Origin of the sequence: Blautia sp. HCP3S3_C4, assembly GCF_052064095.1 — a bacterium.
GTDB lineage: Bacteria > Bacillota > Clostridia > Lachnospirales > Lachnospiraceae > Blautia_A.
This window is the reverse complement of the sequence record NZ_JBQHWF010000012.1, coordinates 33640-47226: the sequence shown is the minus strand read 5'-3', so window position 1 is coordinate 47226 and position 13587 is coordinate 33640. Positions and strand designations below refer to the sequence as shown.

Sequence of the window (13587 nt, the reverse complement as noted above, 5' to 3'; positions counted from 1 at the left end):
ACATCCTCTTTTTCATTATATCAAAGGTTTCCGGTAACGGCAATTCCCCGGCACCGATACCGGAACATTTTTATCGTATATTGGTTACAGTAACTTTTATATTCTGATTGTCTGACCTTTTATCAGCGCTGCTCGTGACGGGCATACTTCGGAAGCAGTAACGGAGATACTTTATCAGTATGTAAACCTGCTTTCTCCAGTTCGTCTGCATACTTGTAGATATGATCGAGGTTCATTTCGCCAAGTTCTACATTTTTGCATTTTGCAGCGGCTTTTTTACCGGCATTTCTTCCGAATACGATAACGTCCAGAAGAGAGTTACCCATCAGTCGGTTTCTTCCGTGGATTCCGCCTGCTGCTTCTCCTGCAACTAAGAGGTTCGGGATTTCTTTTGTGAATCCGTCTCCGTCAATCTCAAGACCACCGTTCTGGTAGTGAAGTGTCGGATAAATAACGATCGGAACTTTTCTCATGTCAATGCCGTAGTTCATGTACATACGGAACATAGCCGGGATTCTCTTTTCGATGGTTCCTTCGCCGCCGAGGATCTCGATCATCGGAGTATCAAGCCATACACCTTTGAGTCCGCCAGGAACTTCTACACCGCGGCCTTCTTCGCATTCACGGATAACACCGGAAGCATTTACGTCACGGGTTTCAAGCGGGTGGATGTAAGCTTCACCGTTTGCATTGACAAGCTGTGCGCCAACGGAACGAACTTTCTCTGTTACCAGAGCGCCCATGATCTGAGACGGATAGATTGCTCCTGTTGGATGATACTGGATAGAATCCTGATAAAGAAGGGAAGCACCGGCTCTGTATCCAAGTACAAGTCCGTCTGCAGTTGCGCCGTAATGGTTGGATGTCGGGAATCCCTGATAATGCATTCTTCCTGCACCGCCTGTTGCAATTACAACAGTTTTTGCTCTTGCAACGGAATAGTCTCCTGTTTCCATGTTGAGAAGAACTGCACCTGCAACCTGTCCTTTTTCATCTTTGAGAAGTTCAACGGCTGAAGTAAATTCAACGACCGGAATACCAAGATTCAGAACTTCGTCTCTGATGGTACGCATGATCTCTGATCCGGAATAGTCTTTTGCAGCATGCATTCTTTTTCTGGAAGTACCGCCGCCGTGTGTTGTGACCATGGTTCCGTCTTCTGCTTTATCAAATTCAACGCCAAGGTCGTTGAGCCATTTGATCGCATCCGGAGCTTCCATTACCAGTCTCTTTACCAGTTCCGGTTTTGCTGCGAAGTGTCCGCCGCCGAAACAGTCCAGATAGTGCTGTACAGGAGAATCGTTCTCTTTGTCTGCTGCCTGGATACCGCCCTCTGCCATCATGGTGTTGGCATCACCGATACGAAGCTTTGTAACGATCATAACATCTGCACCTGCGTTGTGGGCTTCAATGGCACAGGAAGAACCTGCACCGCCACCGCCGATTACAAGTACGTCTACGTCATAATCAATTTTTGTAAGGTCAATCTTTTCGTTGATCAGACGGCTGGTTGAATGCAACATTTCTGCCAGTTCCAGAGGAGCTTTCTGTCCTTTGTTTGGTCCGACTTTGATCTCTGCAAATGCGTCTGGATTATAATCCGGATGGAATTTCTGAAGAAGAGCGTCTTTTTCATCTGCTGTCAGACGTCTTGGCTCTGTTGCCATACGCTCTGCTCTTGTAGCCTCTACCTTTTTGATGGATTCCATCATATTTTCTGGATATGGTGCATACATATTCTTACGCCCTCCTTATTTCTCAATTTCTCTGTTGTTATAAAGTTCCTGCATCTCTGTAATAGGTTTCTGCATGATCTGCTCGATCAGGTCATCAAATTTACCTTCATGGATTTCTTCTACACGTTTCTCAAGGTGTTCGCTCTTAGGTGCGATATATTTACCTGTGAGACGTCTTGCCAGAAGACCTACCATTGGATGAGAAATGCCGGCCGGGCATCTTACGGAACAGCATCCGCAGCTTACGCAGTCAAAGGATTCTTCTGCACATTTCTCCAGTTCGCCTCTCTGTGCATATGCAATGTACTGCATTACATTTAAGTCCTGAGTACATGCTTTTGTACAGGCATTACATCCGATACAGCTGTAGATTTCCGGATAAAGTTCCATCATTACCTGCTGGTTTGGCTGAAGTTCTTCTATATTATAGGTTCTCTTGTCTGTAGGGAAGAATGGGATGCTTGCTACATACATTCCTTCTTCTACCTTTGTCTGACAGGCAAGACAGGTTTTCAGTTCGTTCTGACCTTTGATTCTGTAGATGGTTGCACAGGCTCCGCAGAATCCGTGTCTGCATCCGCAGCCTCTCTTCAATGTATAACCGGCATATTCCATGGCAGTCATAATTGTAAGTTCTGCAGGTACACTGTATTTCTTACCGAAAAAATATACGTTTACCTTATTTTCCATGTTGAAGGTCCTTTCTTTATTGTTCATTGTCTGTATGCTTTTTTTATATGAGATTGGAAGGGGACGCCAGGGGAATTGGGTCTCGCCCACGGCCCCGTCGTAACGCGCTGCCGAACTAATCGCCAACTACGACTAAGCCGCTCGGGAGAGCCCTCGCGCCTAAGTCTGCGTAGGCGCTGGATTTCGTCATCGCTAAAACCACTCCTTAAAAGGGCACTTAGGTCGAGACCCAATTCCCCTGGCTGTGCGCTGGCCAAATGATGCCGTATACAGTCAAGCTCTCCTGCCATTAACGATAATGCCCACTCCATATATAGAGTGGAAAATCAGGAGGGCCTCACCGAACCGTTGCTCCTTTGCCTGCGTGGAATATAAATTTCCGGAATGCGTCCCCTTCACCAACCAATCAGTATTCTGCCGGCAGTTCGTCGATTTCGTCGCAGCGGAATACCGGGCCGTCTTTGCAGACGTATTTGGATCCGATATTGCAGCGGCCGCATTTACCTACGCCACATTTCATACGAAGCTCCAGAGTTGTATAAACCTGTTCTCTGGAGAAGCCCAGTTCTTCCAGTCCTGCAAGAACGAACTTGATCATGATGGGCGGTCCGCATACAAGCGCTGTTTTGTTTGTATCGAATCCGATCTCTTTTAAATAGGAAGGAACGAATCCAACATGTCCGTCCCAGCCTTCCTGTTCGCGGTCAATTGTCAGATAAACATTAACTCCCTCTGCTTTCATCCAGACTTCCTGGATTTCCTTTAGCTGTACCAGGTCATCTGCAGAACGGGAACCATAGAGGATATCTACTGTTCCATAGTCAGCACGATTGTCCAGTACATAGTTGATAACAGAACGAAGTGGTGCAAGTCCGATACCACCTGCGATAAACAGAAGGTTTTTGCCCTTTAATTTATCTTCTACAGGAAAATGGTTTCCGTACGGTCCGCGGACTGTAATCTCATCTCCAACCTGAAGGCTGTGAAGATAATCAGTCAGGGAACCACACTTTTTGATACTGAATTCCTGATATTCTTTATTTGTAGGTGAAGAAGTAATGGAAAACATACCTTCACTGACGCCTGGTGCGCAGACCATTGCACACTGACCAGGCATATGTTCAAAAAGCTTTCCTCCTTCAGGAGCATTTACACGGAAGGTCTTAACGTCCGGTGTCTCCTGGCGGATATCTGTGATCACACCAACCTTTGGGATCAGTGTGTCTAATGTATAGTTTTTATGGCAGGTACATTCGCTCATTATTTTTCACCTCCCTGATTTTCAAAAGCTTTAATGACTTTTACGATATTTAAGGATGACGGGCATTTCTCAACGCAACGGCCACATCCTACACAGGAGAACATTCCGTTATTGTTTACCGGATAGTAAACAAGCTTATGCATAAATCTCTGACGGAAACGCTGCATCTGGCTGTTACGGTTATTTCCGTGTGCCATCATGGTAAAGTCAGAGTACATACAGGAATCCCAGCAGCGGTAACGCTGTACCCCATGTCCTGTATCATAGTCTTTGATATCATAGCACTGGCAGGTAGGACACACGAATGTACAGGTACCACATGCCAGACATGGTTTGTAAAGTTCTTCCCATACAGGAGAGTTAAAACGGTCCATGTAATCTTCCTGTCCCCATCCTTCCAGAGAAAGATTGGAATAAGGAAGTTTTTCTACGATGGCGCGGATCGCAGTTTTCTCTTCTTCTACCTTTGCTTCATCCGCATCGTTAAGAAGTTCTGCAACTGCCTTTGTAAGAGCTTCGCCCTTCTCTGTAAGAGGTTTCCAGTAAAGCTCGCCTTCGATCATCCATGCTGCAACATCTGCAACAGGATCTGCACAGTCAATGCCAAATACTTTACAGAAACAGCTCTCTTCCGGTTCATGACATGCAAGTGCAACGATGGTTCCATGCTCTCTTCTTGCTGCATAGAAGGTATCTACCGGATCACTTAAAAATACGTTATCCAGAACTTTTACACCCTGTACATCGCAGGCTTTCATACCGAATACAACAAAGTTTTTCTCCTGTAATGCCTGTGGTTCGATGGTAATGTTCTTTCCTTCTTTTTCGCAGGTATAAAGGTTTTCACTCTGTGGAAAGAAAGCATCTTTTGGTGACTTTACGGTTTTTAAAGTGTCAAGACAGACTTCTGCGTCCTGGCTCCATGCTCTGAAGTTTACCTGATCACTGACTTTGACAGGTAAATATAAATCCTGATCTGCGGCAATTTTCCGGAATAATGCCTGCAGATTTTCTGCTGCTATCTTATACATACATTATCCCCTTTCTGCCACGATACTCGGCTCAACATCTTCAAATGTAAAGTTTGTAAGAGGTCCCTTGGAGGTTGAATCCTCTCCTGCCTGATATTCACCATAGAATGTATCAATATCTTTGATAAATTTACGGTTAAACAGGTGAAGCGGAATTCCCTGAGGACATACTCTGCTGCATTCACCGCAGTCTGTACATCTTCCTGCCACATGGAATGCACGGATGATGTGGAACATCTTTTCTTCAAAGGAATCCACATTTGCTTTCTGTGCACTGTCAAACTTGTTGCTGTCAAATACACATTTACGGCAGCTGCATGCAGGACAGACATTACGGCAGGCATTACAGCGGATACATTTGCTTAATTCATTCTGGAAGAAAGCAAACTTCTCTTCAGGGCTCATTGCCTCAATCTTCTCTACTTCTGCAAAGCGGTCTGCATCTTTTGTCTCTTTGGACTCTCCGATCAGTTCATCATAGATCTTATGTTCTTTCCCTTTACATACATGACATCTTTCAAGCATTGCATCCTTATATGCACAGGTTTTCTCACCATAAATTGTCTGAATGGTCAGTGTTTCTGCTTCATCTGTGATCTCTGCACCGGAAATGCTCTCAATACCTTTGATCCCCTGTTTGCGGATCTTTTCGATATCCAGTTTTCCTTTACATCCAACACCAATGATATAAGCTTTTTCGCGGTCTACACGATGCTCTTTGATCAGCTGGTTAAAGCTGTAGGTATCGCATGGTTTTAAACAAACCAGTGTCTTGCCTTCCAGTTTGGAAGCTTCGATCATATATTTGCTAAGGTTTGCACCACAAAATCCATTATATACAAAATCTTTCAGAGATTCTTCTGTTTCAAAGTAAGCCGGTTCCGGATTATAAGGCAGATCTCCGGCTTTCCATCCCAGAACTCTTGCAACTGTGCCGTCAGCAAGAAGTTCTTTTGCACGATTTATCAGCTCCTGCATCTTAAATCCTCCAATCTTACGTTCTTACCAAGTGAATGGATCTTCTCTACAAACTCATTCATAGTCTGGGAGAATTTCACACCTTCAGCAGCGGAAACCCATTCTACTCGTGTTCTTCCGTTTTCCACACCGATGTAGTCCAGCATGGAGAAAAGAAGTGTCATACGTCTTCTTGCATAGTAGTTACCTGTGCTGTAATGACAGTCTCCAGGATGACATCCACACATGATCACACCGTCAGCACCTTTCTCAAAAGCGCGGAGGATGAACATTGGATTGACACGGCAGGAACATGGAACACGGATGATCTTTACATCAGCCGGATAGGAAAGACGGCTGCTTCCTGCAAGGTCTGCACCTGCATAACTGCACCAGTTACAGCAGAATGCCACAATCTTAGGTCTGAATTCTTCGTTTGTTTCTATCGACATATTGCATCTACCTCCGCGATAATCTGTCTGTTGGAAAAGCCCTGCAGATCCATAGCACCGGACGGGCAGGCTACTGTACATGCACCACAGCCCTGGCAAAGTGCTGTATTTACAACGGCTACTCTTCTTGTTTCACGGATACCGTGGTCATTTACTTCTTTATCCTCATAGGAAATTGCTCCATACGGGCAGACATTTGCACATGTAGAACATCCGTTACATAACAGTTCATCGGATTTTGCTGTACATGGGTTAGTTGTCAGTTTATCTTTTGCAAGAAGACCAATTGCCTTAACTGCTGCAGCACCGGCCTGTGCAACTGTCTCCGGAATATCCTTCGGTCCCTGGCATACACCGGAAAGGAAGATACCTGCTGTAGGAGATTCTACAGGACGAAGCTTTGCATGGGCTTCTGTGAGGAAGTTATTTGTGTCAATACTTGCTGTAAGCATGGTAGCGATCTTACGCACATCCGGATTTGGTTCAATGGCTGTTGCAAGAACGACCATATCTGCTTTCTTAAGGATCTGTTTATTATCAATCAGGTCAGATCCCTGTACAAGAAGGCTTCCGTCCGGCTGAGGAATAACTTTTCCTACCTGTCCTTTGATGTAGTTTACACCGTACTGCTCTACAGCTCTTCTGTAAAACTCATCAAAGTTCTTACCCGGTGTACGCACATCAATATAGAAGACTGTTACATTTGTATCCGGATATTTATCACGGATCAGCATTGCATGTTTTGCTGTGTACATACAGCAGATCTTGGAGCAGTATGGCTTTCCTCTGTCATCGGAACATCTGCTTCCCACACACTGGATAAATACCAGCTCTTTCGGAGCCTTTCCGTCGGAAAGACGCTCTAAGTGTCCCTTTGTAGGACCTGCTGCATTCATAATACGTTCCAGTTCCAGAGATGTGATCACATCTTTGCTCTGGCTGTATGCATATTCATCGTATTTGTCAAGCTTGATGGTATCGAAACCTGTAGCAACTACGATGGCACCATATTTCTGTGTTACGATCTCATCCTGCTGATCGTATTCAATGGCTCCTGCCTGACACACTTTAGAGCAGACACCACATTTTCCGGTTTTAAATTTGATACAGTTCTCACGGTCAATAACCGGAACATTTGGGATGGCCTGTGCAAACGGAGTGTAAATAGCAGTTCTGTTGTTTAATCCTCTGTTAAATTCATTAGGGATCTTCTTTGACGGACATTTTTCCTGACAGACACCGCAGCCTGTACATTTGTCCATATTTACACTTCTTGCTTTCTTTCTGATATCAACGGTAAAATCACCTACGAAACCGCTGACATGTTCTACTTCACTGTATGTATAGATATTGATCTTCTCATGAGCTGCTGCCTCAACCATCTTAGGAGTGAGGATACATGCAGAACAGTCAAGTGTAGGAAATGTTTTATCAAGCTGTGACATTCTTCCGCCGATACTTGGAGTTTTCTCTACAATATCTACTTCATATCCTGCATCTGCGATATCCAGGGCTGTCTGGATTCCGGCAATACCGCCGCCGATGATCAGGGCTCTCTTTGTAACACGGCTCTCTCCCGGCTGAAGAGGAGCATTTAAATTCACTTTTGCGATTGCTGCTCTGGCAAGGATTACGGCTTTCTTTGTAGCCTCTTCCATATCCTTGTGGATCCAGGAGCAGTGCTCACGGATATTTGCGATCTCCACCATGTATGGGTTCAGTCCGGCTCTTTCGGCTGCTTTTCTGAATGTTGCCTCATGCATACGGGGAGAACAGGAACAGACAACAACGCCTGTCAGTTTTTTCTCTCTGATGGCTTCCTGAATCTTGGCCTGACCTGCTTCTGAACACATATACTGGTAGTCTTCTGCATGAACCACCCCCGGCTCTTTGGCAGCTAATTCAACAACTTTTTTTACATCTACCGTAGCGGCGATATTACTTCCGCAATGACAGACAAATACACCAATTCTCTGCACGTTTCCTACCTCCTGTATCTTCTGAATGCACTTACCAGAAGCTGCTGTGGCAGTTCCGGATCAAGAAGTTCCGGGATCTCATCTGCTTTCAGATAATCGCCGCCTTTTTCGCGGACAACTAACTGTCTTGCTGCATCGATGAGCTTTCCAGGTTTTACATCCCTCGGACAACGCTCTACGCAGGCAAAGCAGGAAAGACATTTCCAGAGAGATTTTGAATTGGCAAGTGCTTCAATATCTTCATTTACAACATAGGATACAAACTGATGTGGTTTGATATCCATTTCATTGAAGGATGGACAGGTAGCAGAACATTTTCCACATTTCATACATTTCAGCGGATTTGTTCCTGAGATTTCTTTGATCTTCTCTGCTGCTGAATGTTCGTTTCTCATTTTGCTACCTCCTCTTTTACTCCGAGGGCTTCTGCAAGGAGCTCTGTGAAATAATATACAGGCAGTTCGCTGGAAGCGTTTTTATTTAAATTATATTTACACAATGGACAGGCTGTGATCAGCATATCTGCGCCAAAGCCTTTGGCACTGTCTTCGATTTTCTGACACATGTTCTGGGACATTTCTTTTTCTTTGAGAGAAATGTAACCGCCGCAGCATTCATTTCTGTATGGATAGATCACCGGTTCTGCACCAAGTGCACGAATAAAATCTTCCATAATGGTTGGATTCTCCGGATCATCGAAAGCCATAATCTTGCCCGGACGTAATAAGAGGCATCCGTAATAGGCTCCGATTTTCTTTCCTGTAAGCGGGTTTACCACTTTCTCTTTCAGCTTGTCGAAACCGACTTTGTCGCGAAGTACTTCCAGATAATGGAGCACTGTTGTCTCGCCTGCATAAGGCTCATCAAGCTGCATGTAATTATTTGCTCTGGTGCGGATATCTTCCACATTTTTCATATCATCATTGACACGTTTGATCACGTGATGACAGGCAGAGCAGATTGTTACCAGATCCTGGCCCTTTTCTTTGGCCTGATTAAGAGCACGTACGGAAGAAAGCTTCGTAGCGATTTCGTCAGTTCCCAGAGGATAAACACCTCCACAGCACTGCCAGTCTTCGATTTCTTCCAGTTCAAACCCAAGTGCTCTGGCGCTGGCTCTGGCATATTCGTCCAGATCTTTCGCCTTGTTTCTCAGGGTACAACCCGGATAATAACTGTACTTCATACTTAACATTATCCTTTCTTAGTTGTTTAGGTAAATAGTGATAATCATATGATCCTTTGTCTTTTTTTTAACGATATATAGACAAAAATATAAATCAAGTCTAATACAATTACTTTTTATATCTTTGTTGAGACATAGAAAATAAAAGAGTTTGCACACCCTTCCTCCGCATTAAAGGAGTGTATCAGCTCGATTTCCGAAAATATCATATCATATTGATAACAATTTAACAAGTATTTTTTTCTGATTTTTCTCTTTTTTGTTATTTTACAAACAATCTTTTAATTGGTTCTGACGAAATATAAATCCAAAGGAAGCAGGATTTCCCACTTCCTTTTGGGATTTTATTTTTAAAGGTCAAGCTGAGCAATAATCTCTTTCAGTGCGTCTGCACTCTTCTGCAGCTGTTCAATCTCTGCTTTGTTCATTCTCATAGGAATTTTACCCTGCACGCCATTTGGTCCTACCAAAGTCAGGGTACTGAGGCAGACATCTTCGATTCCATATTCTCCATGCATCATAGTGGATACTGTGGAGATAGATTCTGAGGAAGATACAAGAAGGCTGCAGAGCTTACATACAGAAGAAGATACCGCATAGAAGGTTGCACCTTTCTTGGAAATAATCTGTCCGCCGGATTTCTGTACATATTGAAGCATAGCCTCTTTGTCCACAGGTTCAATGTCTTTGCCCAGTTTTTTCTCAATTTCATAGTATTCATCTACACTTACGCCTGAAATATAGGCACCGGACCATGGGATAAAGGAAGTATCTCCATGTTCCCCGAATACATAGGCATGAATGTTACTCTGCGCAATCTGGAAATGCTCGGAAAGTCCGCAGCGCAGACGTGCTGAGTCGAGAATGGTACCGGAACCAAGGATCTGGTTTTCCGGAAGTCCTGAAATCTTTGTAAACACATAAGTCATAATATCAACAGGATTACTTACAATAAGATAAAGAGCATCCGGTGCTGCCTTTACAATCTCCGGTGTGATGGATTTAAGGATGTTTACATTTGTCTGTGTAAGCTCAAGCCTTGTCTGTCCAGGCTTACGCGCAATACCGGAGGTGATGATCACAATATCGGAATCCTTTGCATCTTCATAATCACCGGCAATAATGGAGATTGGATCTCTGAAGCAGGTTCCCTGAATGATATCAAGAACTTCGCCCTCTGCCTTCTGTTTGTTGATATCGATCAGAACAATCTCAGACGCGATATCCTGGCTTGATAAAGTGTACGCAATTGTAGACCCGACGCTGCCGGCACCAATGATAGTAATTTTACTGCCCATAACCTTAATACTCCTTTTTTCCTGATAAATTTTCAGCCATATCTTGATGATATTGTATCTAGATATGTACAATAGTGGTCTTGAAAATCATATCATATCGTCAATCATTTAACAAGTTATTTTTATTAAATAAAGTGTTAAGTTTTATTTTTATAGCTTTTTGATGACTTTTTTTCATTTTTTTCTTTTGTTTTGTTATGTTTTTCACAATTATTCGCAAATACTGGGGCAAAAAAAACAGGGTTTGACTTTATTCTATCATCTATAAAGTCAAACCCTATTTCATATCTCCTGGTCTGCCATTGCAGCAAATTGCTCTTCCGGACGAGGACGTGAATAATAAAAGCCCTGGATCACATCACATGTCATCTCTTTCAGCAATTGAGCCTGTTCGGAGTTTTCAACACCTTCTGCAACTACCTTCATATCCAGTCCATGAGCAAGGGAAATTACCTGCTGCACCACCTTTTTTCCCTTTGGCTGTTCAATATAATCTATCAGCTTTTTATCAATCTTCAAAGTAGAAAAGGGCAGCTCATTCAAACTGGTGAGAGAAGAATATCCGGAGCCAAAATCATCCATATGTAAAAGGAATCCGGTTCTGACAAGTGCCTCTGTAATCCTCCTGATCCGGTCGCTATACAGGGCAGCAGTCTCCGTAAGCTCTATGGGTACACAAGAAAAAGGGATTTCTGCACCCTTCACAATCTCCACATAGCGCAGCACCGTACCGCTGCGATGCAGACTTGCCCTGGACAGATTGACTGAGATCGGAATCAGCTCCTTTCCCTGCAGCATCCGTCTTCTCTGATAACAGCAGACTTGTCTGAATACATATTCATCCAGTTTTACGATCTGACCATTCCTTTCATACACAGGGATAAACTCTCCGGGAGATATGATTTCTCCATCCGGCTTCTGCCAGCGCACCAGTGCCTCCGCACCTACGATTTTTTCTGTTCCCACGCTGTACTTAGGCTGATAATACACCACAAATTCCCTGTTTGCCACAGCACTCTCAAAATCACTTTCCAGCTGTCGGCTGCGTATCTGCTTTTCCCTCATCTCCGCAGTATAATAAGAGACATTACTTTCATAATTACCACGGATGTTTTTGATTGCCATAAAGCCACGACCGCAGATTGCAGATACAGGAAGTGTTTTATCAATGTGCATATAAACTCCATAATTAATGGTCACATTAGGAATGGGTGCATGATCTGCGATCTCTCTGATATACGTTTCTATTTTGTCCTTATCAATCTCCGGCTGCCCATAAACAAGACAGGCAAACTGATCACTTCCATATCTGGAAACCAGCCCATGCCGGATAAGCCCCTGATATGCCTTTGCCATATAGCACAGCAGTTTGTCCCCTGCAGTCGCTCCATAACTGCCGTTGATCAGCTTAAAATCCTTTACATCCGCAACCACAACATGAAAATCTTCCTCTTTTTTTAATTTGAACAGAGTTTTGGCATGATGAAAAAAGGCCTGTCTGGTATACAGACCAGTCAGCTCATCGTGTTCCACGGCAGCCAGAATCTGGGCAGATTCTCTCAGCTTGATCACACTGTTAATCCTTCCAAGTACAATCTGTGGATTATAGGGCTTAATCACAAAATCTACGGCTCCCAGCTCCAGGCATTTTAATTCTGTCTCCTGTCTGCTGCTGGCAGTCATGACGATCACCGGAATAGACGAAAGCAGTGAATCTCCCTGAATCCTTTCCAGGAATTCATATCCATCACATACGGGCATACATACATCCAGAAGGACTACTGACAGCTCCTGGTAATGCTCTGCCAGGCATCGCAAACCTTCTTCCCCGTCACAGGCTGTCAATACCTGATATCTGTCAGACAAAATTTCTGCAAGCATTTCTCTGTTTAACTGGTTATCCTCTACCACTAATACCTTACGCTTTGCATCATTGCTGACTTTTTTCAAGGTATCTTCTTTCATCTCTTTTCTCTGCCTGTGGTTATTCATTTTTTTCACATTTTCCCTTCTGTATGGTTTGGATAACTTACTCCCTCCGGAAGCGGATCCCATTCATTCAGGCCCAGGCTCTGCCGATATCTGGCCTGTTCCATGGTTAACTTTGGAAGATCATCTTTCAGATATTCCATCAGTTCATCAATTCCCTCTCTGGTCACATTGTTTACCAGAAAAATCCTCTCACAGCCTGAATTGATCAGCCACTGCTTCACCATAGGGATATTAGCATACGGAGAATCTATCTTGGTTATGATCCCGATCAGCGGTCTCTGGATAAAGGAATGGCTGCCGGAAGCAAAAAGATTAAAAGGCTCATCTGCTGCCTGCACAATTCCCACCACATCTGCTTCAAAGGAGAAACATGCCAGTCCCACGCTGAAGCGCTTGGACTCTGCATATTCTCCCGGTGAATCAATGGTATCATCATTGGTATTGGTATATTGCGTTTTTACATAGTGAAGCTCTTCCCCCTTCAGTGCCTGGGTAAGGGAAGTCTTCCCTGCCTCACTTCTTCCCATAAGAAAAATTTTCTTCATATATTATCTGTCACCTTATCCTGTATCAGCTTTTGTAAACCGGGCAGGTTTTAAAGCCCAGCACCTGGTCAAAAAATTTCACTACCTCTTCCACTGCTGTCTGTACTTCTGTCAGTCCGCCTGTCAATATCAGGGAACCGCAGAAACGATCCATAAAGCCGATCTGTACATCTGCACTTTTCATAGCCACATCAGCAGCTACCACAACAGCCTCCCAGGGTGTAAAGCGAATGATGCCTACTGCCTCGCCTGTGTGATCCTCTCCCTCATGGGTACCGATATGTAATCCCAGATTCTGATAAATACAGGAAGAAGAAGGACTGATCACATGAGCCATGCACACTTCCTTACCCGGAACCCGGACTCTGACCATGCGGAGTTTCTTCCCCTTAAGCTTTTCAAAATCCTCATGATAGATCTTTTCCAAAAGCTCCTTCGTTGTTATTCCAGCCATTCCAAC

General features: G+C 44.0%; 13 protein-coding genes. All 13 read right to left on the bottom strand.

All coding sequences use genetic code 11. The annotated features are described in order from the left end of the window. Positions 1-122: 122 nt before the first annotated feature. Positions 123-1736 carry an FAD-dependent oxidoreductase gene (locus tag ACTNC6_RS11545; protein WP_441044158.1) on the bottom strand — a complete coding sequence of 538 codons (1614 nt, stop codon included), beginning with the start codon at positions 1734-1736 and terminating at the stop codon, positions 123-125. A 15-nt stretch (positions 1737-1751) separates the two neighbouring features. Then, entirely contained in the window at positions 1752-2426 is a 675-nt protein-coding gene (locus ACTNC6_RS11540; protein WP_441044157.1) for a 2Fe-2S iron-sulfur cluster-binding protein, read from the bottom strand. A 406-nt stretch (positions 2427-2832) separates the two neighbouring features. Next, on the bottom strand, positions 2833-3687 hold the full coding sequence (locus ACTNC6_RS11535) for an FAD/NAD(P)-binding protein (RefSeq protein WP_019161511.1): 855 nt from the start codon (positions 3685-3687) through the stop codon (positions 2833-2835). Further along, a complete protein-coding gene (locus tag ACTNC6_RS11530; RefSeq protein WP_441036050.1) occupies positions 3687-4718 on the bottom strand; it encodes a 4Fe-4S dicluster domain-containing protein in 1032 nt (343 codons plus the stop codon). The genes ACTNC6_RS11535 and ACTNC6_RS11530 overlap by 1 nt, the downstream gene beginning before the upstream one ends. 3 nt (positions 4719-4721) lie before the next feature. Next, complete coding sequence (locus tag ACTNC6_RS11525; RefSeq protein ID WP_441044156.1) at positions 4722-5696, bottom strand: 4Fe-4S dicluster domain-containing protein; 975 nt, start codon at positions 5694-5696, stop codon at positions 4722-4724. Beyond that, entirely contained in the window at positions 5684-6127 is a 444-nt protein-coding gene (locus ACTNC6_RS11520) for a hydrogenase iron-sulfur subunit (RefSeq protein WP_008703025.1), read from the bottom strand. Before ACTNC6_RS11520 ends, ACTNC6_RS11525 begins: the two co-directional genes overlap by 13 nt. Then, positions 6118-8106: a CoB--CoM heterodisulfide reductase iron-sulfur subunit A family protein gene (locus tag ACTNC6_RS11515; protein ID WP_291808611.1), complete on the bottom strand. Its 1989-nt coding sequence runs from the start codon at positions 8104-8106 to the stop codon at positions 6118-6120. Before ACTNC6_RS11515 ends, ACTNC6_RS11520 begins: the two co-directional genes overlap by 10 nt. Before the next feature lie 5 nt (positions 8107-8111). Continuing rightward, on the bottom strand, positions 8112-8501 hold the full coding sequence (locus ACTNC6_RS11510) for a 4Fe-4S dicluster domain-containing protein (protein WP_441044155.1): 390 nt from the start codon (positions 8499-8501) through the stop codon (positions 8112-8114). Continuing rightward, a complete protein-coding gene (locus tag ACTNC6_RS11505) occupies positions 8498-9292 on the bottom strand; it encodes a CoB--CoM heterodisulfide reductase iron-sulfur subunit B family protein (protein WP_291808617.1) in 795 nt (264 codons plus the stop codon). Before ACTNC6_RS11505 ends, ACTNC6_RS11510 begins: the two co-directional genes overlap by 4 nt. Positions 9293-9642: 350 nt before the next feature. Further along, positions 9643-10590 (bottom strand): L-lactate dehydrogenase, encoded by a 948-nt coding sequence (locus ACTNC6_RS11500; RefSeq protein WP_441044154.1) that lies wholly within the window; start codon positions 10588-10590, stop codon positions 9643-9645. Between the two features lie 282 nt (positions 10591-10872). Next, positions 10873-12582, bottom strand: coding sequence for a two-component system response regulator (locus ACTNC6_RS11495; protein WP_441044196.1), 1710 nt, complete (start codon positions 12580-12582; stop codon positions 10873-10875). Positions 12583-12587: 5 nt separating this feature from the next. Beyond that, positions 12588-13127: a EutP/PduV family microcompartment system protein gene (locus tag ACTNC6_RS11490; RefSeq protein ID WP_441036056.1), complete on the bottom strand. Its 540-nt coding sequence runs from the start codon at positions 13125-13127 to the stop codon at positions 12588-12590. A gap of 25 nt (positions 13128-13152) precedes the next feature. Continuing rightward, positions 13153-13581, bottom strand: coding sequence for a BMC domain-containing protein (locus ACTNC6_RS11485; RefSeq protein ID WP_173742535.1), 429 nt, complete (start codon positions 13579-13581; stop codon positions 13153-13155). Positions 13582-13587 lie beyond the last annotated feature (6 nt).